Below are 22646 nucleotides of genomic sequence, written 5' to 3'. Positions count from 1 at the left end.
GGGCTCAGGCGAGGCTGTAGCGGGTGTCGAGCCCGGGAGCGCCTTCGCAGACCGCCTTGCCTTGTTCCACCAGATGAATCATGTGCGCCAGCACAGAATGCGCGGCGGCGGGATGCAGGCGCTTGTCCACATCCGCGTACATCACCGCGACCATCGCCTTGATCGTATCCTGACCGTTCTGAAGTTGAGCCAGCACTTGCGCTTCGCGGTTTTCACGGTGGGCGATATAGGCGTCCAAAAAGGGCTGCGGATCGGTGATCTGGGGGCCGTGGGTGGGCCAGATTGTCTCAAACTTCATCGCCTGAACGCGTTTGAGCTGCGCCAGATAATCTCGCATCGATCCGTCGGGCGGGCTGACCACTGAGGTGGACCAGCCCATCACATGGTCGCCGGAGAACAGGGCGTTCTCTTCGCCCAGCGCATAGCACACATGGTTGGAGGTATGGCCGGGCGTATGAAGCGCAGTCAGCGTCCAGTCGGGACCCTCAAATGTGGCGCCGTCCTCGATCTGAACATCGGGCTGAAAGCCCAGATCATCGCCGGCCTCCATGCGCACCTCGCCGCCTTCGGGCTCGGTCACGCGCGGCATGCGGCCATAGACCTGACAGCCATGTTTCTTCGCCAGCGTATGGGCGAGGGGGGAATGGTCGAGATGGTGATGGGTGACGAGGACATGGCTGACCCGTTCACCGTCGAGCGCGGCGTCGAGCGCTGCTTCATGCTCGGGCATGGCGGGTCCGGGATCCAGCACCGCCACTTCGCCCGTACCGATGATAAAGACGCCGGTGCCCGTGAAGGTGAAATTGCCCGGATTGGGCGCGATCACCCGGCGAATGCGAGGGCTCATCCGGTCGCAGCGTCCATATTCAAAGTCAAATTCGCGGACAAAGGGGATGGCGCTCATGACGAAGTCTCCACAGGGGTCAGGCGGGCGTCCACATAGGCGCGCAAGGCATGGGCCAGTTTGCGGGTCGCAGTCATCTGGTCTTTCAGGGGCAGGGCGATCGGCGGCCCCATATCGGTCTTGTTCACATCCACGATCCAGATCTCGCCCGTCCGGCGATCGCGCAGCACGTCCAGCCCGCCCCAGTCGAGCGCCATGGCTTGGCAGAACTGACGTATCAGGGCGCGCTCCTCGGCGCTGAAGACGGTATCGGGGTCGAGCAGACGCACTTGCGTATTATGATTGGCGAACCGGTCGGCGAGGGGGCGGCGCTTTAAGAACACCACGCTGAGTTCGCCATTCACGGTCGGGCAGCGCAAATCCTCGACGCAGCCGTCATCGGCGCTGTTATCAATCAGACGCTGATAGGCGATCCCGGCTTCAGGAGTGACCGGGCCGGTCAGACACCGGCCGTCATGGGCGCCGTTCAGCTCGGACTTGGCGACCATTTCAGCCGTCCAGGTTTGCGGATCGACCGCCAGCGCCCGGCCGCTGACCCGTTCAAAGACGCGTGCGACTTCGGATTTGGACGTGTCGGCGCAGGCGGCGTTGAGGTGCAGGCCAGCGCTCTCGCGGGCCGGAGAGACTGTTGTGAGGTCTTCAAAATGGAACTGAAGGTCGGCGTCTTCAGGCTTGTCCGCGATTCTCAGCCCCGCGAGCTGAACCACCGGCCAGATCAGATACCAGGGCCGCGGCCGATCGGGCGTGAACCAGATACGCGGTCCGTCAGCCGTGATGCGCCGCCGTTCCAATTCGATACGCGCGTGAAAGCCCATCCAGGACAGGGTTTCGGTCACGATCGCCAAATCAATGGGGATGCGGGCGCCGGTCTTGCGAACCTGCACCACATTGCCCTCAAGCTGGAAATCGCGCCACCACGCGGTCGTCGTCATTGCTCTGCCCATCCTCGATACGGTTACACGATACCTGCCCGTCGGTCTGGCGCAATTCACGCTCGATCACAGCGGCGCGCTTTTTGCGTCACACATTCGTGTACGCCAGTATGGGGAGCGTCATGTCTCGATTGAACGCGGCCAGCGTCTTTGTCAGCCGACGTCTCAGATTGCTGCTGATGGCGGCGGTGCTGATCGGGTGTCTGAAAGCGGGCCTGAGTGCTTCGCAAACGCAGTCGCAGACTGTCATGCAGCGCTCATCTCCGGTTCATGCGGTTGTGGATATCTCCTCTGAGATGCACGCTGAACGCGCTCAAAGTCCGGACAAAGACTGACCCATTTTGGGACAAAGCACCTAGAACTTGTTGAATTTGCGTCCAATTTGGGGCTCACTGCGGGTCGTCCTTGATCCTGTACTGTGTAACCCTCACAAAGCGGTCTTCATACAGATGTCAAAAAGCGCCCCATGATCGGTTATATCGCCCGCCGCATACTCGTCGCGATCCCCACACTGCTGGTGATCATCACGCTGGCGTTTTTCATGATGCGTTTCGCACCGGGCGGACCGTTCGATCTGGAACGTCCCATGCCGGAGCAGACTCGCCAGAATCTGCTGGCGAGCTACGGCATGGACCAGCCGGTGCCCAAGCAATATCTCGACTATCTGGTCGACCTGGCGCAATTCGATCTCGGCCCGTCGCTGAAATTCCGCGACAAGACCGTGTCTCAGATTATCGCTGAAGGTTTCCCGGTGTCTGCGACTGTGGGTCTCTTGTCCATGGGATTGGCGGTCTTTATCGGCACCCTGTTGGGATCGATCGCCGCGCTCAGGCAAAATACGGCTGTCGATTACGGGGTGGTTGGGTTCGCCACAGTGGGGATTGTCATTCCGCCCTTTGTGGTGGGGCCGATTCTGGCGCTGGTGATCGGGATTTATCTGGGCTGGTTACCCTCAGGGGGGCTTGATCCGCGACACGGCATGACGGTCGAACGCATGATCTTGCCGGTGATCACCCTGGCCCTGCCGCAGATCGCCATCATTTCGCGCCTTATGCGGGCGAGCATGATCGAAGTGATCCGCTCCAACTTCATCCGCACCGCCCGCGCCAAGGGGCTGAGCCCGTTCTCCGTGATAAGCCGTCACGCTCTGCGCGCCGCCATCTTGCCGCTGGTCAGCTATCTGGGGCCGGCCACCGCCGCCCTGCTGACGGGCTCTATCGTGATCGAGCAGGTCTTTTCCCTGCCGGGCGTCGGACGGCAGTTCGTCTTTGCAGCGCTTCAGCGCGACTACACCGTCGTGATGGGCGTGGTGATCCTGTACGCTGGCCTCATCATCGCGCTCAACCTGGTCGCGGATCTGCTGTACGCCGTGCTCAATCCTAAAGTGAAGTTCGACTGATGGTTCTCACCTCCACGCCACAAGAAAAAGCCGAGCTCATGGAGCAGAGCGCCGTGAAAGGCCGCTCACTCTGGGATGATGCGCGCACGCGCCTGTTGCGCAACAAGGCCGCCGTGGCGAGCCTGGTCGTGCTGGGTTTACTGGTTTTTCTGGCCCTGATCGGCCCGTTCTTGTGGGTGCATGACAGCACCTTCATCTATCGCGACAAGGTGCAGATCGCGCCGACCCTCACTGACCTGCACATTTTCGGAACGGACGCCCAGGGCCGTGACCTGTTCGCGCGGGTCCTGGTGGGCTTGCGCATGTCGTTGATGGTGGGCGTCGTGGCGACCTTCGTCTCCCTGATCATCGGGGTGACCTGGGGCGCAGTGGCCGGCTTTCTGGGCGGTCGGATCGATCAGCTGATGATGCGGGTCGTGGATGTGCTTTATTCGCTGCCCTTCATCTTCTTCGTGATCATCCTGATGGTGGTGTTTGGCCGGAACATCATCTTGATCTTTGTCGCCATCGGGGCTGTGGAATGGCTGACCATGGCGCGTATCGTGCGCGGCCAGACGATCTCGCTGAAGAATATGGAATTTGTTGAGGCCGCTCACGCCGCCGGCGTGTCGCAACTCTCGATCATCCGCCGCCATATCGTGCCGAATGTGCTGGGGCCGGTGGTGGTGTATGTGACGCTGACCATTCCGGTGGTGATCCTGGCGGAAAGCTTTTTGAGCTTCCTGGGCCTTGGCGTGCAAGAGCCGCTGACCTCGCTCGGCAATCTGATCTCCAACGGTGCGCGCGACATGGAGATCGCGCCCTGGACGCTGATCTTCCCGGCGCTGACCATGATGCTGACCCTGTTCTGCTTCAACTTCATCGGCGACGGCTTGCGGGACGCCATCGATCCGAAAGACCGGTAAGGCCTTTCAAGGCGGACACAAAAAAGCGGCGCTATTCAGCGCCGCTTTTTCTTTGCCAGTTGTCCGACTTATTGCACGCGTTCGGCGCGAAACCGGCGCCGTTCGTTATTGCTCAGGCTCATGAAGTGGGCGCCGAGCAGGCCGCTTTCGATGTCCGCGGTCAAACCCTCTCGCACAGCGCGGCTGGAAATGCGCGGCAAGCGCGTGGAATCGGTCTGGGCCCAGACCTGACCGTTTGCGAGCGTGACGCGCAGCTTGCCGCCCCGCATGGCGACCTCCGACACCGGAACGCCCACAAGGCTGTCCAGCGATCCTCTGGCGTTATACGTGGCGGTGGAGCCGTCCTCGAGCGTCTCGACTTCAGCCACTGCGTTCGACTCGTCAGAATCGCCCCGGCGCAACAGACCGCCCAGACGTCCGACGCTTGGCAGGTTCAGCCCGAAACTCTCGCGCTCCACTTCGCGCAAGGCGCGGCGCTCGACCACCACGATTCGACCTGTCTGTGTCGCTTGCGCAAAGGTGTTCAGATGTTCGTCCTGACAGGCCAGACGGGCCGCGTCATCGCTCAGAGCGCGGCAGGCCAGCAAACGATTGAGCGTATCTGACTCACTATGCGCCTCCTGCGCCAGGGCGGGCGCGCTCGCCGCCAACACCGCTATTGCAGCGGCAAGGGATCTCAGTTGCATGTCATACGTCCGATTTTCACTTGAATTCTCACCCATTTCCCTAGGAAATTAAGTTCAGGTCAACCATAACGCTTTCATCACCCGGTGAATTATCCGGGTTAAGCAGGTAGGCTCGCCATCGTTTATGAGAGATGATGGTGAGCGACGCCACACATAGCAGACAGACGCGACAACCGATCACTGGGGAGCCTGATCATAATGACAATCACTCGACGACTGAGCCTTCTTCTCGTGGCTGGCGCTTCGGCGCTGGCGCTGACAGCATGCGGGGGCGGCGGCGACAGCGCTGATAGTGACGGTGTGGTCTTTCATCGAGGCAACGGCGCCGAGCCGCTGACGCTGGATCCGCACAAAGCCTCGGGCACCTGGGAAAACAACATCATCGGCGACATGTTCATCGGTCTGTTCACCGAGAACGCGGCGGCCGAGCCCATTCCGGGCATGGCGACCGATTGGAGCGTCAGCGAAGACGGCCTTAGCTGGACCTTCACCCTGCGCGAAGCGGTGTGGAGTGATGGGGAACCGGTGACGGCGGAAGATTTCGAATTCGCCTTCCGCCGCATTCTGGATCCGGCGACCCTGGCGAACTATGCCTCGCTTCTGTATCCGATCCGCAATGCGCGTCAGGTCAATGCCGGCGAGTTGGCGCCTGAAGAGCTGGGCGTCACCGCGATCGACGCGCAAACCCTGCGCATCGATCTGGAATTCCCCGCCCCGTACTTGCCGGGCCTGCTGACCCATTACACCACTTTTCCTGTGCCAAAGCATGTGGTTGAGCAATATGGCGACGCCTGGGTCCAGCCGCAGAACATAGTGACGAACGGGCCGTACACATTGGTGAACTGGCGCGCGAACGATTTCGTCCTGTCTGAACGCAACGCGTTGTTCTGGGACAATGAAAATGTCTGCGTCGACGAAGTGTTCTATTACCCCACCGTGGACAATCCCGCCGCCGAGCGCCGGGTGCGCAATGGCGAGCTGGACCTGAACGTTGATTTCGCCGGCCAGAATCTCGACTTCCTGCGCCGTGAGATCCCCGACTATGTGCGGGTGCACCCCTATCTCGGCATCATCTATTTCGCCTTCAACACCACCGAAGCGCCGTTCGATGATCCGCGCGTGCGCAACGCCCTGTCGATGGCCGTGGACCGCGAGTTCATCGCCAATGACATTCTGCGCGCCGGCCAGATCCCGGCCTACAGCTTTGTGCCGCCGGGCGTGAACGCCTATCCTGGCGACGCGCGCATCAGCTGGGAAGACACCCCGGTGGAAGAGCGCCGCGAGATGGCGCGTGAGTTGCTGATCGAGGCGGGCTATGGCCCGGACAACCCCTTGCGGTTTGAATACGCCCACCGCACCACGGGCGACAACCCGCGCGTAGCGCCGGTGGTTCAGCAGGACTGGTCGCTGATCGCCGACTGGGTCCAGGCCGAAATCGTCGGCATCGAGACCCAGATCCATTACGCAAACTTGCGGGCGGGCGATTTCAGCCTCGGCGATGGCGGCTGGATCGGCGATTACAACGACGCTTACAACTTCCTGTTCCTGGGTGAGACGGATTCTGTGCCCATGAACTATTCGCGCTGGTCCAATCCCGAATTCGACGCGCTGGTTGAACAGGCCAACCGCACGCTGGACGAAGACCAACGCGGCGATCTGTTGTCGGACGCAGAGCAGATCCTGCTGGACGACAGTCCGTACATGCCCATCGTCTATTACGTGAACAAGGCGCTTGTGAGCCCGGACGTGACCGGTTGGGAAGACAACCTGTCCCACATCCACCGCACGCGTTATCTGTGCAAGGCTGACGCGGGCTAATCGCGGGCAGGGACGAGGCGAGGTGTGAGCGAGAATTTCGATCCGTCGGCGCAAGTCGTCGACGACCACGCCATCGCATTGGGTGTTGCGGCGGGCCGAGGATCGGCTCGCCGCCGTCCCTCTCGTCCCGCTGCGCTCCGCGCGGACACGCCCGAAGGCGTCTGCGCAAATTGCGAGACCAGGCTCAAGGGCCCGGTCTGCCATATGTGCGGGCAAGTGGACGATGAGTACCATCGCCCGGTCCATGGTCTTTTTACCGAAATAATTGAAGGCTTGATGGCCCTGGATGGTCGCGTGGCGCGCACGATACCGGCGCTGCTGCTGTTTCCAGGCCGGGTGACGCGGGCTTTCCTCAAGGGCAAGCGGATGCGGTATATGCCGCCCTTCCGCCTGTATATTATCGCCTCCCTCATCTTTTTTCTGCTCGTCCCCCTCAATTCTGGCCTGGATCAGGCCACGAGCGACATGCGTGAAGGCTGGAACAACGCCGGCTCTTATGCCGATGCAGCGCGCGAGATTGATGATGTGCGCGCTCGCATAGAATCGCAGGTTGAGGCGGGGGAAATGAGCGAGGAAGACGCGCTCATCGCTCTGAGCACGTTCGACATGCTGGGCCTGCCGACAGGCGGGGGAGGCACATCCGGAAACACGGAGATCCGCTTTCTGTCGCCTTTAGGCCTTAAAACCCCGGGGGGAGACCAGATCGAAGCGGCGCCAGACAAGATCCCGGACGCGGACTTTGTACTGCCGCAGCCCGATCCTGTCGGATTGAGCGTTGCGGAAAAGCTCGCCCAGCTCGACACGCCGAGGTCAGGCGCCGAGGGGGCGACTGACACCTCAGAGGCGGGCGCCAATCCGCTGGAGCTGAGCGTGAACGGCCAGCGGATCGAGCGCTTCTTCGTGCCGGAGGATTTCGGCGAAGCGGCGCCGGACACCATCTGGCCGGTGCAAGTGAGGCGATATCTCGGCCAGCGTTTCGCCCATGTGGCGGAAGACCCGAGCGACTGGCTTGAATCCGCTGCGGACTGGATTCCGCGGGTGATGTTCGTGATGGTGCCGGTCTACGCCCTGTTATTGGGGCTCGTCTATGTCTGGCGACGAGGCTTTTTCCTTTACGATCACATGATCGTATCGCTGCATTTCCATGCGGCCCTCTTTCTGGCCATGGCGATCCTCAGCAAGGCCGCTTTGCTGATCGGGCCGGGCTGGGCGGTCTTCGCCATGGTGATCTATTCAAACCTCTATCTCTACAAGCTGCACCGCGTGGTCTATGAGCGCGGCCGCTTCCAGTCCGTCATGCGCACCTTCACCCTGACCAGCCTCTATGGCGTAGTCCTGCTTCTGGGTGTGTTCGCCGTCTTCTTGCTTGGGGCGATTATCGGCTAGCGCGGCGTTTCCGTCGGCGCGGTCAGCTCCGCGCCCTGCGCCTGCAACCGCGCCTGCTGGCGTAACAGCGCCTGCGCTTGTGGACTGTGCAGCAGTTGGTTCAGCGCCTGCGCGCTTTGCACCGTGTCCAGGCTGACCCCGAACAGCGCCTGCAAGGCTTCAAGACCGTCAGGACGGGCCGGATACCGCTGCAATCGGATGCGCTGGCTCTCGCTCAGCCCCGCCAGGGCCCGCGCCGAGGCGAGGGCGGCGTCAAACCCGCCCAGCTCGTCCACCAGCCCCAGCTCCAGCGCTTGCGCGCCGGTCCAGATCCGGCCGCGAGCGATCTGCTGGATGCGCGCCAGAGGCATGTCGCGGCCTTCGGACACTTTCAGAGTGAAGTCCTCATACACATCTTCGGCCAGCCGGGCGTAATCGGCGGCTTGTGTCTCGGACCAGGACTGGGCGGGCGACTGGGCCAGCGTGAATTCGCCGCCCACATACAGCGGATCAAGATTGAGCCCCAATCGGCTGAGGGCCTCATCGGCCACCAGCTTGCCGCCATACATGCCGATCGAGCCGGTCAGGGTTGTGGCCTGGGCGATGATCCGGTCAGCCGGGGCGGCGATGTAATAGCCGCCCGACGCTGCGGTCGCCCCCATGGAGGCGATTACAGGCTTGCCCGCCTGACGCGCCCGCATCACCGCATCCCAGATCTGGTCGGAGGCGATCGCCGACCCGCCAGGTGAATCAATGCGCAAAATGATGGCGCGGACAGCGGTGTCGCTGGCGGCTGCGTCAATGGCGTCAGCCAGCGTGTCGCCGCCGATGACCGGCCCGCCCAGCCCGTTGTCGGATGCGCCGGTGATGATGCCGCCCTGCGCTTCAATCAGGGCGATGACCGGTGTTTGCGCCGGGGCCGGACTGGCGGGTTGTCTGTGATAGAGCGCGATGTCGACAAGTCGCGCATTGGGGCCGGCGCGCTCCAGCACACTCTGGCGTGCGGCGGCCACATGTCCCAACCGGTCCACCAGGCCCAGATCGAGCGCCTGCTCCGCAGAATAGGGCCCCGCCTCGACAAGCTCGCGCAAGCGCGCGGGGTCTGCGCCGCGTGCGCGGGCGATGGCGGTGAGCGCCGTGTCATGGATCGAGTCCAGCCAGCTGAGGGTGGCTTCGCGATGAGCCTCGGTGTAGCCGGTCTGGGTCAGGGTGTCGGCAGCGTTCTTGAATTCATGGAACTGGACGAATTGCGGCTGGACGCCGAACTGTTCGAACAATCCGCCCAGAAACAGGGTTTCTACGCTGAGGCCCACGGCGGTGAAGCTGGCGCTGTCCTGCATCCAGATCTCGTCCGCGCCGCCGACGGCGAAGTAGGGCAGCACCGACCCGCCTTCAAACCCCTGGGCGTGGGCGATCACGGGTTTGCCGGCTTCGGACACGCGCGCCAGCAAGGTATGAAGCTGTTCAGCCTGGGCTGCGGGTAGGCTGACTGTGTTGGCCCGTACGAAAACGGCGGCCACGCGCGAATCCGTGCGGGCGCGGTCCAGCGCCCGGGACAGCTCTACAATGGAAAGCGGTTCGGCGAAGGCGAACGGAGAGGCTGAGGGTTGGTCCAGGCGCGGCGTTCTAAGATCAAGCTCCAGCACCATGGCGGATCCCGGCAGGGCGGGAGCGTCTGACGGGCCGGCGGACTCAAGAGCCGCGCCGATCAGGCCGCCGATCAGGAAGATCAAAAACACCACGCACAGCACTGCGCCAGCGATCACGCCCGCGATGGACCCGAAAAATGATAGCCAGAATTGTTTCATCCGCATCGCGCAGCGTCGCCGCGCACCCCCTTGAACCCTAACAATGTCTTAAGGCGGCGGGCGGGGCAGGTCGATATCTGGTTTTATGTGCGGGGCCGGTTCGCGCTTGAGTGTGGCGGGGAAGCGACTCAAAGGCGCTCGGCGCAAACAAAAACGCGCCTTCCGGCTGGAGGGCGCGCATGTCCTGTAAACAGGGCGGGAATAACTGGTCGGAGTAGCAGGATTTGAACCTGCGACCCCTGCCTCCCGAAGACAGTGCTCTACCAGGCTGAGCTATACTCCGAACCGAGGGCGGGCTTATAGACCGAAGGGCCTGAAAAAGGCAATGACATCTTCACAGCTGGAATACAGCTGTCGAAAGTACAGCACAGGGCGTTGCATCCTGCGTCGGGCCGGGCTAATTACCGCGGCCCGTGACCCGAGTGGTCACCCGGTTGGGGCGTCGCCAAGTGGTAAGGCAGCGGTTTTTGGTACCGCCATTCCCAGGTTCGAATCCTGGCGCCCCAGCCATACTTCTCATACCAGATATGTAAGTATAACTCGCACATTCGGCGTGATACGGCGTGGCCTTGGCGCCACGCGCGGGCTCTTAACGGCTGTGATGCGATCAATTGCAGTTAATGGCGAAAGCGTTTCAGACGCGTCTACAAAATGGCGCAGCGGCCCGGCGCCGATGCTAAATCGCCCTTGATTCACAGGCTATTTCTGAAGATGCGGTAATGTGTGGCGTCGTCTTAAAACGATGATGCCTGAGCGTTAGAAGCGTAGCTCAGACCCGCCCGAGAGGGCATGGGTCGTGTTTGAGCGGTTGATCGGCCAACTCAGCCGGTGCTAGCGTTCGTCCAAACTATAGAGACGGCGGACCACGCCGCGTAACAAGGTGAGGGCGACATCGCTGATGTCGGTCTCGTTTACTTATTATTGGCCCTTGTCGATCAAGGGTCATCGCGCGGTGCGCCGCGGTATTTGTGTTTTTGGGGGGCCGATACCGTCGCGGAGACGATCGGTGCACCGACAAAGCGAGGGAAACGGAGCGCGCAGTCATTGTGATCGCGCCGGCTACTGTGAGGCAAAATATGTCCATGACGTTCAAAGGAATCCGCACGACGCTTGCGGCGAGCGCCGCCGCGCTCGTCGTCGCGGGCGCTGCGCATGCGCAGCTCGACCGGGCGCTTGAAGTGGCGCGTCAGTCCACTCAGGACGGCGCTCAGGCCCAAGAGCAGATCAACCGTCTGGCGGACGCCGCCGACAACGCGGAACGCGAATATCTGGCGGTTCGCGAACAGATCGAATCCCAGCGGGTCTTCATCGCTCAGCAGAACGTGTTCCTGCGCTCGCAGGAAAACGAGCTGGCCGGTCTGCAAAGCCAACTCGAGCGCGTGGGCAACATCGAACGCGATCTCGCGCCGATGATGCTGGAAATGTTCAACGCGCTTGAAGACTTCATCGCGGCCGACATGCCCTTCCGTATCGACCAGCGCACCCAGCGTCTGGACAATATTCGCGAAGTTCTGGGCGAGGCGGCTGTCTCTCCGGCTGAGAAATATCGTCTGCTGCTGAACGCTTTCGAGATTGAGTCCGCTTATGGCCGCTCGCTGAACGCTTACTCTGAAGAAGTCGTGGTCGACGGCGTTCCTCAGGAAGCCAACATCCTGCAGATCGGCCGTGTGGCCCTGATCCGTCAGATTGGCGGTGATCTCGCCATCATGACTCACGACAACCAGACCTGGCGTCCGGTTCCGTCGTCCATGTCGTCCAATGTTCAGCGCGCCTTCCGGATCGCGAACGAAGTGACCACCCCGGAAGTGTTCGAGGCCCCGCTGCCGGGCCCGACCGCGGGTTAATGTGAGACGGGAGAGCAAACCAATGAAACGCATTCTTACATCGATTGCGGCCGTCTCGCTGATCGCCGGTGCGGCGTCGGCTCCGGCCTTCGCACAAGCCGACCGCGAACCGGTCACCTCCATCAACCAGCTGCTTGAGCGCGTCCGTCAGGACAGCCGCGACGCCGCTGCGGAAAACCAGCGCCGTCTGCAGGAGTTCCGCTCCGAGCGCGACCGCCAGGCGTCCCTGCTGAGCCAGGCTCGCAACGAACTGGCGTCTCTGGAAGCCCAGTCCGAGCGTCTTCAGGCCGAGTTTGACGCCAATGACCAGCAGATCGCCGAGCTCGACGCCGAGCTGCGTGAAGCTCAAGGCGCTTTCGGCGAGCTGTTCGGCGCTGCGCGCCAGACCGCTGGCGAATTCGGTTCGATCATCGAATCCTCCATGGTGTCCGCCCAGTATCCGGGCCGCGCCGAGCCTCTGCAGGAACTGGCCCAGAGCCGCACCCTGCCGGAGCGCTTTGAACTGGACGCCATCTGGCAGACCATGATCAACGAGATGGAAGGCCAGGCGGAAGTCACGACCTTCAACGCGCGCGTGCTGGGTCTGAACGAAGGCAACCCGGTCCCCGTGACCCGCGTCGGTCCGTTCATCGCCATGGCGAATGACGGCGGCCCGCTCTTCGTGCAGTGGACTTCTGATGAGAACAACGCCGCAGCCGGCTATCGCCTGGCGAACCTGGAGCGTCAGCCCCCGGCCCGTCTGCTGAGCGCCGCCTCCAACCTGATCAACGCCGAGCCGGGCGAAATCGTCTCCGGTCCGGTCGATCCGTCCCGTGGCGGCCTGCTGCGCATCTATCGTGACGTGCCGAGCCTGTCTGAGCGCTTTGAGCAAGGCGGCATCGTTGCAAAAATCATCGCAGCTCTGCTGATCTTCTCGGCGGCCTTTGGTCTGTTCCGTCTGGTGAGCCTGCTGCTGGTCAACTCTGCGATCAACGCTCAGAAGCGTCGTTCGACCGCGTCCAGCTCCAACCCGCTGGGCCGTGTGATGCTGGCCTATGAGGAAGTCAAAGATCGTCCGACCGAAACCATCGAACTGAAAATCGACGAAGCCATTCTTCGCGAGACTCCGAAGTTCGAATTTGGTCTGAACTTCCTGAAGCTGGCGGCTGGCGTCGCTCCGCTGCTCGGCCTGCTGGGCACCGTGACCGGCATGATCCGGACCTTCACCCAAATCACGCTCTTCGGCACCGGCGACCCCACCATCATGGCAGGCGGTATTTCCGAAGCCCTGGTGACCACGGTGTCCGGTCTGATCGCGGCGATCCCGCTCTTGTTCATCCACTCCTTCGCTGCAAGCTTTGCGCGCGGCGCCCAGAGTGCTCTGGAAGAACAAGCGGCAGGCATTATCGCCCGTCACGCCGAAGAGAAATCCGCAGGTTAAGGAAACAGACCTATGGATATCTCAGGCGCCCTCACAGGTCTCCAGGAATTCCTGGAACGCGGTGGTCCGATCCTGACCTGGATCATGGCCCTGACCTTCGTGATGTGGGCGTTCATCCTGGAACGCATGGCGTATTTCGGTTTCGCGCACAAAGGTGCGGCGGACCGGGCGCGAAAGGAATGGGGCGCACGTAGCGACCACCATTCCTGGAACGCTTACGCCATCCGGGATCAGCTCATTAGCGAAGTGAAGGCCAAGGCCGACCAGAATGTGGAACTGATCAAGACGCTTGTCGCGGTCGCTCCTCTCTTTGGTCTGCTGGGCACGGTGACCGGGATGATCTCGGTGTTCGACGTCATGTCGATCTCCGGTTCATCCGATGCTCGCGCCATGTCGGCGGGGGTGGCTCGCGCCACCATCCCGACCATGGCGGGCATGGTTGCCTCCTTGTCCGGACTGCTTTTCTCCAACCAGATCGAGCGGATGGCCAAAACCAAGGTCCATCAACTCGCAGACGAGCTGGAGGTGGACTAGGCCATGCGTAGAAAAGTCAAACGCGGAAGCGATAACGCCGACGTCGATATGACGCCGATGTTGGATATCGTCTTCATCCTGCTCATCTTCTTTATCGTCACGGCGACCTTCCTGCAGGAGCAGGGGATTGATATGCGTCCCCCGCCCCCGTCTGAAAATGAGCCGACCGAGCCGAACCCGGTGATCCTGGTCCAGGTGAACGACCGCAATCAGGTCTTCGTCAACCAGGACCCCACCAGTGAACTTCGTGTGCTGGCGGCGGTGTCGCGGATCCGGGCTGAACAGCCTGACTCTGCGGTGCTGATCGAAGTGGCCGACGAAGCCCGGCACGGCACGATCGTCCTCATCTGGGACGAGATGAAGGCGAACAGCATTCCCGTTTCAATCACTCGCGCCGAAGGCGGCGAGGGGTAACGGACCGGGAGAGGAGACAAGCCAATGGCTCGCCGACAAAGCCGCGTGCTGCAAGATGACGAAGAAGTCCAGCTGGACATGACGCCGATGCTCGATGTCGTGTTCATCCTGCTCATCTTCTTCATCGTGACAGCCGTGTTCGTTAAGGAGCCGGGCGTCGAGATCCTGCGACCTGAAACTCAACTTCAGGACAGTGAGAAACCGACCCTGCTCGTGGCCGTAACGGCCAATGACGAAATCTATGTGGACGGAAATGTTTACGAGCTCGCGCAGCTTCGTAACGCGTTCGAACAACTCCGGGAGGAGAACCCCCGCGCCGAAGCCATGATCCAGGGTGATCTTGGTGCGCCGGCGGGGACGGTTCTCGACGTCCAGGAATTGCTCATGGACATGGACATTCCCGTCAAAGTCTCAACCGAGGAAGGATAGGGGGACGCGATGGCTAGTATAATCCGTCTTCTCGTCGGCGTACCGATCGCCGCCGTGATCACCTTCCTGCTGTTCATGCTGATGATGCGTCTGATCCTGACCGACGAAGTCGAGCTGGAAGAGGCGCGTGACGAGTTGGCGATCTCTATTTCGGAAGAAATTGAAGATCTCCAGGTCCGTCAGCGTGAAGTCACCATGGATGACGTGAACGACGTCGACCCTCCGCCCCCGCCGCCTCAGATCGAGCGGCAAGTGGCTGAGGCTCCGGCTGAGGACATGAACACCATCGCTGGTGAGATTCCTGAGTTCGACGCACCGGATCTGGGCAGCGGCGATGTCAGCTTTGACGTCTCCGACCGTGACGCCCAGCCGATGGTGCGCATCCCGCCGCAGTTTCCGCCTCGAGCGCAAGAGCGAGGCATTTCCGGGAACTGTGTCATGAGGTTTGACGTGACGCCGGATGGGACGCCGACGAACATTGAGGCGCTGAGTTGCACCAGCTCCCTGTTTGAACGCTCCAGCATTCGGGCCGTTGAACGTTGGCGGTATGAACCCAGGATCGAAAACGGCAATGCGGTCTGGCGTCGAGGCGTGCAAACGACCATCGACTATCAGATGGCTGAGTAGGCTGTGCGGCGCATCTCGCTCCTTAAACGAGCGGGGTGCGCCGACACCGGGAGAGTGACAATGACTCTGAACGAGACTTTCAACCCCGCCAGCTTGGTCCGGACTCTGGGCGTCGCCGCCATTTCCGGCCTTCTGGCCCTTGCGATCGCTGCGCCTTCAGAAGCGCAACGCCGTCGCGATAATGATGAAGAGCAAGTCGAAGGCCGGGTTCTGACGTCTGCGGTCGGTGAGCAAGTGCTTGCCTCTCAAGAATGTCAGGATGCGGACGATAACGCTTGTGTTCTGAGGATCATGAACGAGCTGGCGGCTCGCGATAACCTCAGCCCGTACGAGCGGTTTGTGGTTTTGCAGTTGCGCGCTCGCGCTTACTTCACCGCGGACCGTCTGGACTTGGCGATCCGCGACTTCGGGGCGGCGCTGGACACCGGCGCCACTACCACGGATGAAGAAATCGCGATCCGTTCCGCTTTGGGCCAGCTGTATCTGGTTCAGGAAAATGTCGACGAGGCCATCCGTCAGTTCGAGCTGGCCATCGCGGCCGGCGCCGAGCTGTCACCGAGCTTCGCCAAGACCGTGGCCCAGGCGTATCTGCAGGCTGATCGTCTGCGGGACGGCGTGCGTTACGCAGAAATTTACTACAACAACACACCAAACAAAGTTCAGCAGGATTTTGACCTGATGTTCTATTTCTACCGGGAGCTTGATCGCACCAGTGATCAGGCGCGGGTAGTGCGCGAGAACCTCTCAGTCTATCCTGGCGAACGGACGGCCTGGCAAAACCTGATTGCGCTTTATGCACAACAGGATGATTCCAGAAACGCGTTCGAAACGAACAAGCTGATGTATCTGAACGGTCTCTTCGAGGAAGAGAACGAGCTGATCCGTCTGGTGCAGTATTACAGCTTCCTGCAAAACCCGTTCCGCGGCGCGTCAATTCTCGAGCGTGAGATGAATGCGGGTCGTGTTGAGGTCAATCAGGAGCATCTGGAACTGCTGGCGAATATGTGGCGTCAGGCGTCCGAGTTTGACCGGGCCATTCCGGTGCTCGAGCGTCTCTCCCAGCTTCAGGGCGATGGTGAAACCGCTCTGCGCCTGGCTGAAGCGAACTTCCAGCTCAATGACTTTGCGGCTGCTGAAACCGCTCTGGTTACGGCGCTGGATCGCGGCGGTCTGAGCGATACGGGCAAAGCCTGGGAATTGCTGGGCACGGCGCGGTTCCGCCAGGGTGAACGCCAGGGCGCCATCCAGGCTTTCCGTGAAGGCGCCCGGTATCCGACCAGCCGGAGCAGTTCGAATGGCTGGATTCGCTGGATCACCGCTCAGATTGACGGTGAAGAGCGTCGCCGGGTTCAGCAAGAGCAGATCGTCATCGACGAATGCCGCCTGACCCTGGACGCCGAACGCCGTCAGATCGTTCTGACCGGCTCTGTGGATGAGGAAGGCCGCGTGCGGTTTGAATCCATCCCGGAACGCTGTGAAGCCTATTACAACGTGTATGGCGAGCAGATCCGTGAAGCTGGCATGTCCGATGCTGAAGCTGAAGCGGCTCAGGCCGAGCGCGAAGCCAACGCGGCCACCGCTGAGGGCTAGGCTTCTGCGGCAGACTGATTAAAAGCCCCGGCGTTCTTCGCCGGGGCTTTTTCTTTGTCTGCAGGGCTCTCCTGAGAGGACATCCGGTCGATCAGCCTCTCTTCTGGCGGGAAAATGTCCGGTTTTCGCCCTATTCGCCTTACACCCTGCCAAGGATGGCGGAGGCCACAGAGGCAAACCCGACCTCCGCGTTTCACGGGGAGGTTTGTTATGTCTGAAGTCCTAGTACAATCTGAGGCGCCCTCACCGCGCGCGGGTGCGCTCATATCAAGACTGGCGCGATGGACCACCGCTCTCAGCCTTGCAGTTCTGATCACCTTCGGCTTGTTCATGGTGATGCAGATCCTGATCCGGGTGGATGTCATTTCACTGCCGGACCCGCGTCCGGTTGAGGCGTTCACCCTGTCCGAATACGTGCCGGATGAGACGCCGACCCGCCGGTCGCCTCCTGCGCCGGAAATGGTCAGCCCGCCTCCGCCTGTCGCGTCGATCCAGACCGACCGTTCCAATCTGCCAGCGGAAGCCGGGCCGTCCTTCCGGACCGCTCCGGTTGCGACGCAGCCGGACATCACAGCATCACTTGAGGGCATGATCATCGCGCCGTCGCCTATCACTGTGCGCGTACCGCCCGCCTATCCTGTGCGGGAGCAGGAACGCGGGATCAGCGGGCGCTGCACCGTTCGTTATGACATTCTGGCGTCTGGTCGAACGGTCAACGCCCAGGCGACCCAGTGTGACAGCGTCGGTTTCGCGCGGGCCAGTCTTCAGGCGGTGGAGCGTTGGCGGCACCGCTCGATCCCCAATCAAGCCCCGAACCGGGTCGTCAATCGCGGCGTGGAAACGACGCTGGTGTTTGAGCTGGAAGGTTAGGGGGCGCTGTAACCGCCGCTGGTCAACCGTGAAAAAAAACGGCGCGGGACAAGATCCCGCGCCGTTCTCAATGCTTAGTCAGGCAAAAGCCTAGTCAGCGCTGTCAGGGGCCTCAGAGCCGGCCTCAGCGGCTTCCTGATCGGCCAGACCCACCGTCATGAGCGCGAAGGCGTATTCCTCGGCGCGTTCACGCAGGGAATCAAACCGGCCTGATGCGCCGCCATGACCCGCGCCCATATTGGTGCGCATCAGGGTCAGGCCGTCATCGGTGCGGCGGGTGCGCAGACGCGCCGCCCATTTTGCGGGCTCCCAATAGGTCACGCGCGGATCGGTGAGACCCGCCGTGGCCAGCACATGCGGGTAATCTTGCGCGCTCACCTGATCATAGGGGCTGTAGGACAGGATATAGTCATACGCCGCCTCATCGGTGATCGGGTTGCCCCATTCGGGCCATTCCGGCGGGGTCAGCGGCAGGCTTTCATCAGACATCGTGGTCAGCACATCCACGAACGGCACCGCGCCGATGGCGCCGGCGAACAGCTCCGGCGCCTGGTTGATCGTGGCGCCGACCAGCAGGCCGCCGGCGGAGCCGCCCATGGCGACCATCTGACCTTCAGACGTGTAACCCGCCTCGACCAGCGCGCGGCCGGAATCGACGAAATCGTTGAAGGTGTTGATTTTCTGATCGAGCTTGCCGTCCAGATACCATTGATAGCCCTTGGACATGCCGCCGCGGATATGGGCGATGGCGTAGACCATGCCGCGATCCACCAGAGACAGGCGCGAGGTTGAGAAGCTGGCCGGTATGGTGATGCCGTATGAGCCATAACCGTACAGCATCAGCGGCGCCGTGCCGTCGATCGGGGTGTCGCGATGATACAGGATCGTCACCGGCACGCTGGCGCCGTCACGGGCCGTGGCGTGGATGCGGCGCACCACATAATCATCCGCAGTGTGACCCGAAGGGACTTCCTGACGCTTGATCAAGGTGCGCTCACGCGCGCCCATGTCGTAATCATAGGTCTCTTCAGGCGTGGACGGGCTTTCATAGGAAAAGCGCATCATGTCGGTGGCGTATTCATAGCCGCCATCCATGCCCAGAGCGTAAGCTTCTTCGTCAAACGCGATCTCATGCTCCTCGCCAGAGCGCAGGTCGCGCACGATGATGCGGGGCAGGGCGTCTGAGCGCTCGGACCGGACCAGCCAGTTCTCAAAGCCCATCAGCCCGTTCACCAGCACGCCGGGGCGGTGCTCGATCAGCGGGGTCCAGTTCTCGCGGCGCGGGTCGTCCAGCGGGGCTTCCATGATCTGGAAATCAACCGCTCCGCCCAAATTGGTGCGCACGAAGAGGCGGCCGCCCGCTTCGGTCAGCGAGTATTCCACGCCCTGTTCGCGCTCTGACACCAGGATCGGCTCGGCGGCCGGATCATTGGCGTCAAACACGCGTGCTTCGGAGGTGGTGTGGTCGCCAGCGCCCAGAACGATCCAGCGATCGCCGTCAGTCTTGCTGACGCTCAGGAAATACCCCGGATCGGTTTCTTCGTAGATCAGTTCCGCTTCGGTGGAATCAAACGCCTGGCGATAGACCCGGCGCGGCCGGTTGTTCTCGTCGCGCCACACCCAGTAGATCGTCTGGCTGTCATTGCCCCAGACCATGGAGCCATAGCCCTCATCGGTCAGGGTTGCGATGTCTTCGCCGGTTTCAAGGTCGCGAATCTTGATCTCGTAGAATTCAGAGCCGGCGGTATCCACGGCATAGGCCAGATAGCGGTGATCGGGCGAATGCTGGACTGCGCCGAGGTCGAAATAGTCGATGCCGTCCGCTTCCGCGTCGCCGTCAAAGATGATGACTTCCTCTCCGGCCATTTCGCCGTTCTCGCCGGTCGCCTTGCGGGCGTAGACCGGGTACTGGCCGCCTTCGCGATAGCGCGCGTAATAATACCAGTCGCCATCGCGGGAGGCGGGGGATTCATCGTCTTCCTTGATGCGGCCGCGCATCTCGTTGTACAGGCGCTCCTCCAGCCCTGTCAGCGGCGCCATCACCTCGGTGTAATAGGCGTTCTCTGCTTCCAGATGCGCGCGAATGTCTGCGTCCAGCACGCTGGGATCGCGCATTACTTCCTGCCAGTTATCGTCACGAAGCCAGGCGAACTCGTCCGTGCGGGTCCGGCCCAGCTGCTCGATCTCGACCGGCCGCTCCTCCGGCGTCGGCGCTGCGATCTCCTGTGCGCGCGCGATCAGGTCCTGAGCGGGGGCTGAGGTGTCATTCATACTGTTTTCCGTCGTCGTGGCGGCGCTGTCGGCAGCCGGCTGGCTGCAGGCTGAAAGCGCAATAAGAGCCGCGCCTGCCAGCAGGGCGGCTTTCGATCCGTAATGAGATAAGGTCATGATGCTCCTGCACCAGAGGCGTGCTGCGTCTGGTTCCCCGAATGAAGTGGTGGGGCAGTGTTTCTCGCACCTGCAACGCTGTCCAGTCTTTCCAGCGGTAAAGAGCGAACAGAACCCTCAGCGCACCCGGCGCAGTGACAGGATGGGGGTGGTCAGCGCGATCACGATCAGCACCGAAAGCAGCCCCGCCATGGGGATCAGGGACGAGAGCCGCGGTCCGATCTCATACACCACAAAACCCATCACGAACGCGCCCAGCGGCATGCCGCCGAACATGCCCAGCTGATAGACGCTCATCACCCGCGCGATCATACGCGGCGGGGCGTTCTCCTGCACGACAGCGCGCGACAGCGAAATGCCGACGCCGCCCCCCAGGCCCCAGCTGAACACCAGGATGAAGAGCGCGTAGAGCGGCAGGGGCAGGGCCAGCAGCCCCATGGAGACCACCGTCACCATTTGCGCCAGCATCAGCATGCGTCCGGGGCGCTCGATATCACCGGCTTGCGAGAGCAGCACATTGGCGATGAAGGCGCCGATCCAGAAGGCGACGAGCAGGAGGGAGAGCAGGCCGTAGCCGCCGTCATACACATCGCGCACCAGCACGGGAATGATGACGAAGAAGCCGCCGCCCACCACCAGCAGGCCCAGCGCCAGCATGATCAGCGTCATCGGCGCCAGGATGGGTGAACGCACCACTTCCAGAACGCCGGTGCGCAGGCTGGTCCACAGACTTTCACCGCCTGTATTCTGCCGCGGCAGGCGCGGCATGAGCAGTGCAGCGCCCGCGCCGATCGCCAGCCCGCCCGCCTGAACGACGAATAAAGGCGCCGGTCCCAGCTGGCCCGCCAGCACGCCCGCGCCCATGCCGAAAATCTGGGCGGCGAATTGCACCAGCGAGGCCAGGATCACCGCTTTTTGCAAGGTGAAGTCACGGCGCCCCAGCCGCTGCGCGACCCGTGTCACGGAATTCACCGCGCTGTCGCGGGCGGGCATGACGAAGGCGCCCGCCACGCCCACCAACAAGGCGTAGACAATCATCACCCAATAGCTGAGCAGATTCTGAAACAGCAAGAGCGACATCAATCCAGCGCAGAGGCCGGCCAGAAGGTGAAATCCGCCCATCACCCAGCGCCGGTCCAGGCGCTCGGCCACCACGCCCGCCATGGGCAGCAAGAACAGCATGGGGGCGGTCAGCGCCGCCTGCGCCAGGCCAAGCCGGTACGGGCTTTCATTCAGCGTGTAGTTGATCACGCCGGGAAACAGCGTTGTCTGAAGGCCGAAGCTGAAAAACCAGCCTGCGACGGCGATCATGTAGACAGTGAAGGGGGGGAAACGCTGAAAGCGCCGGAATTTGCGAAGAGTGTTCTGCGCCACAGGCATACCTGTCGGTTGGGCGGGGGTGTCCCCGACATCTGCTATCAGGCCCTGGGGCGGATAATAATATAACCTTGTGCGTCAGATCGTTGATAAGGTCTTAAGCATCCTGCGCAACTTCCTCACAAGGTGCAAGGCGTCGATCTCGACGCTTCCTTAACGCCCTCGGGATCATGCTGTGGTGAGGCAGAGCAGGATGTGACTTCGACCATGGCGGAAGATTTGAGCCCCGCACCGCCGCGCCCCGCGACCCCGCGGGCGCGGGACCTGTTGACCCGGCGGCTGGCGGATATTGTCTGCCTGCCCTCCAGCCAGATCGCGCCGCAAGAGCGCTGGATGGTCGCGGACGTGCTCGATGAATTGCTGCGGGGGGCGGATGTGGCTTTGCGGGCGAAAGTCTCCAAGCGTCTGGCCCAGCAAAGCGAAGCGCCGCGGGCCTTGTTGCGGCGGCTGGCTCATGACGAGTTTGAAGTGGCCGAGCCCTTGCTGCGACGCTCCCAGGCGCTATCGGATTTTGACATGATGGACATCGCCCAGGGCTCGAGCGCGCTGCATCGGATGGAGTTGGCGCGCCGCGAGAGCGTGTCAGAAACCGTGGCGGCTGCTCTGGCGGCCGGCGGTGATATGGACGTCATCACCACCTTGCTGCGCAATGAGGGCGCCCGGCTCGCCAGTCAGACTGTGGAGGTCATAGTGCGAGTAGCGGCGGAACACGACGCTATCGCGCGCTTGTTGATCCGGCGTCCTGAATTGCGCCCCGCCCAGGCGCTCGCGCTGTTCTGGTCGGTGTCTCATGATCTGCGGCGTATGATTCTCGACCGTTTCGCCGCATCGCGTCAGATCCTGCAAGATGCGGCTGAGGATGTGTTTCCCCTGGCCGCGCGTGAAGCCGAACCTGATACTGCGGTTCAGGAAGCGCTGGCTTATATCGATCGTCGCCAGCGCGACCGCAGAGCGGCCGAAGTCACCCCATACGGCTCATTGGAAGGACTGATCGAGCGCGCCTCCCAGACCGGGTTCACCGAGGAATTGCGCGCGGAGGCGGCCGTACTCGCGAACATCCAGCGTGATCTGCTCAATCGCATGATTGATGATTTCGGCGGAGAGCCATTGGCGATTCTCGCCAAGGCGACGGGATTATCGCGTCAGCACCTCTCAGAACTGATTGAAGGCTCCGGGCGCACCGACGCGTTTAATCGGGTGCAGCAGGCGATTTTGGTCTTTGACACCATGAGCGTGGACAAGGCGCAAACCGTGTTGCGCTATTGGAACTGGGTGATCGCGCGTAGCGCCCGCGGCGATTGAGCGCCTGATCCAGGCGTCGCGATTTGCCGCGATA

General features: G+C 62.0%; 20 protein-coding genes and 2 tRNA genes. 15 read left to right on the top strand and 7 right to left on the bottom strand.

Features of this window, described 5'->3' with window-relative positions; translation table 11 throughout:
• Positions 1–4: 4 nt before the first annotated feature.
• Together ACP154_RS00745 and ACP154_RS00740 are read right to left on the bottom strand one after the other, a co-directional pair.
• A complete protein-coding gene (locus tag ACP154_RS00745) occupies positions 5–904 on the bottom strand; it encodes an MBL fold metallo-hydrolase (RefSeq protein ID WP_421857757.1) in 900 nt (299 codons plus the stop codon).
• Positions 901–1836, bottom strand: a complete 936-nt coding sequence (locus ACP154_RS00740) for a hypothetical protein (protein WP_421857759.1) — start codon at positions 1834–1836, stop codon at positions 901–903. Before ACP154_RS00740 ends, ACP154_RS00745 begins: the two co-directional genes overlap by 4 nt.
• Before the next feature lie 122 nt (positions 1837–1958).
• Between ACP154_RS00740 and ACP154_RS00735 the strand changes: the two genes are divergently transcribed.
• From ACP154_RS00735 to ACP154_RS00725, 3 genes are all read left to right on the top strand, one after another.
• The gene (locus ACP154_RS00735; RefSeq protein WP_421857762.1) at positions 1959–2171 is read left to right on the top strand and encodes a hypothetical protein; all 213 of its coding nucleotides are present in this window, start codon (positions 1959–1961) and stop codon (positions 2169–2171) included.
• A 131-nt stretch (positions 2172–2302) separates the two neighbouring features.
• A complete protein-coding gene (locus ACP154_RS00730; protein WP_107711218.1) occupies positions 2303–3235 on the top strand; it encodes an ABC transporter permease subunit in 933 nt (310 codons plus the stop codon).
• Complete coding sequence (locus ACP154_RS00725; RefSeq protein ID WP_107711217.1) at positions 3235–4140, top strand: ABC transporter permease subunit; 906 nt, start codon at positions 3235–3237, stop codon at positions 4138–4140. Before ACP154_RS00730 ends, ACP154_RS00725 begins: the two co-directional genes overlap by 1 nt.
• A gap of 68 nt (positions 4141–4208) precedes the next feature.
• Here ACP154_RS00725 and ACP154_RS00720 read toward each other — a convergent pair whose 3' ends face one another.
• Complete coding sequence (locus ACP154_RS00720; RefSeq protein ID WP_421857767.1) at positions 4209–4826, bottom strand: hypothetical protein; 618 nt, start codon at positions 4824–4826, stop codon at positions 4209–4211.
• 198 nt (positions 4827–5024) lie between these two features.
• On the opposite strand from ACP154_RS00720, the gene ACP154_RS00715 reads away from it, so the two are divergent.
• Both ACP154_RS00715 and ACP154_RS00710 read left to right on the top strand, forming a co-directional pair.
• Entirely contained in the window at positions 5025–6644 is a 1620-nt protein-coding gene (locus tag ACP154_RS00715; RefSeq protein WP_421857770.1) for a peptide ABC transporter substrate-binding protein, read from the top strand.
• A 24-nt stretch (positions 6645–6668) separates the two neighbouring features.
• A complete protein-coding gene (locus tag ACP154_RS00710; RefSeq protein WP_421857772.1) occupies positions 6669–8030 on the top strand; it encodes a DUF3667 domain-containing protein in 1362 nt (453 codons plus the stop codon).
• Here the strand turns inward: ACP154_RS00710 and ACP154_RS00705 are convergent.
• Complete coding sequence (locus tag ACP154_RS00705; protein ID WP_421857775.1) at positions 8027–9817, bottom strand: S49 family peptidase; 1791 nt, start codon at positions 9815–9817, stop codon at positions 8027–8029. The genes ACP154_RS00710 and ACP154_RS00705 overlap by 4 nt on opposite strands.
• Positions 9818–10023: 206 nt before the next feature.
• A tRNA-Pro gene (locus ACP154_RS00700) sits at positions 10024–10100 on the bottom strand.
• Positions 10101–10252: 152 nt separating this feature from the next.
• Here ACP154_RS00700 and ACP154_RS00695 point away from each other — a divergent pair.
• From ACP154_RS00695 to ACP154_RS00655, 9 genes are all read left to right on the top strand, one after another.
• Positions 10253–10327: transfer RNA gene (locus tag ACP154_RS00695), tRNA-Gln, on the top strand.
• Between the two features lie 572 nt (positions 10328–10899).
• A complete protein-coding gene (locus ACP154_RS00690) occupies positions 10900–11661 on the top strand; it encodes a DUF3450 domain-containing protein (RefSeq protein ID WP_421857778.1) in 762 nt (253 codons plus the stop codon).
• 22 nt (positions 11662–11683) lie between these two features.
• Complete coding sequence (locus ACP154_RS00685; RefSeq protein ID WP_421857780.1) at positions 11684–13081, top strand: MotA/TolQ/ExbB proton channel family protein; 1398 nt, start codon at positions 11684–11686, stop codon at positions 13079–13081.
• A 12-nt stretch (positions 13082–13093) separates the two neighbouring features.
• A complete protein-coding gene (locus ACP154_RS00680) occupies positions 13094–13615 on the top strand; it encodes a MotA/TolQ/ExbB proton channel family protein (RefSeq protein ID WP_133723682.1) in 522 nt (173 codons plus the stop codon).
• A 3-nt stretch (positions 13616–13618) separates the two neighbouring features.
• The gene (locus ACP154_RS00675; RefSeq protein WP_107711210.1) at positions 13619–14029 is read left to right on the top strand and encodes an ExbD/TolR family protein; all 411 of its coding nucleotides are present in this window, start codon (positions 13619–13621) and stop codon (positions 14027–14029) included.
• Positions 14030–14053: 24 nt separating this feature from the next.
• Positions 14054–14458, top strand: a complete 405-nt coding sequence (locus ACP154_RS00670; protein ID WP_107711209.1) for an ExbD/TolR family protein — start codon at positions 14054–14056, stop codon at positions 14456–14458.
• Positions 14459–14467: 9 nt separating this feature from the next.
• Positions 14468–15085 carry an energy transducer TonB gene (locus tag ACP154_RS00665; RefSeq protein WP_421857784.1) on the top strand — a complete coding sequence of 206 codons (618 nt, stop codon included), beginning with the start codon at positions 14468–14470 and terminating at the stop codon, positions 15083–15085.
• A gap of 60 nt (positions 15086–15145) precedes the next feature.
• Complete coding sequence (locus ACP154_RS00660; RefSeq protein ID WP_421857787.1) at positions 15146–16675, top strand: tetratricopeptide repeat protein; 1530 nt, start codon at positions 15146–15148, stop codon at positions 16673–16675.
• A gap of 210 nt (positions 16676–16885) precedes the next feature.
• Complete coding sequence (locus ACP154_RS00655; RefSeq protein WP_421857790.1) at positions 16886–17545, top strand: TonB family protein; 660 nt, start codon at positions 16886–16888, stop codon at positions 17543–17545.
• A gap of 90 nt (positions 17546–17635) precedes the next feature.
• Here the strand turns inward: ACP154_RS00655 and ACP154_RS00650 are convergent, their stop codons facing one another.
• The gene (locus ACP154_RS00650) at positions 17636–19933 is read right to left on the bottom strand and encodes a S9 family peptidase (protein ID WP_421857793.1); all 2298 of its coding nucleotides are present in this window, start codon (positions 19931–19933) and stop codon (positions 17636–17638) included.
• A 117-nt stretch (positions 19934–20050) separates the two neighbouring features.
• Entirely contained in the window at positions 20051–21307 is a 1257-nt protein-coding gene (locus ACP154_RS00645) for an MFS transporter (protein WP_421857796.1), read from the bottom strand.
• A gap of 210 nt (positions 21308–21517) precedes the next feature.
• Between ACP154_RS00645 and ACP154_RS00640 the strand changes: the two genes are divergently transcribed.
• Positions 21518–22612, top strand: a complete 1095-nt coding sequence (locus tag ACP154_RS00640) for a DUF2336 domain-containing protein (RefSeq protein ID WP_133723676.1) — start codon at positions 21518–21520, stop codon at positions 22610–22612.
• Positions 22613–22646 lie beyond the last annotated feature (34 nt).

The organism is Oceanicaulis sp. (genome assembly GCF_965249665.1).
Taxonomy (GTDB): Bacteria; Pseudomonadota; Alphaproteobacteria; order Caulobacterales; family Maricaulaceae; genus Oceanicaulis.
Note: the sequence above shows the minus strand (reverse complement) of the source record. Positions and strands in the feature narration are given on the sequence as shown.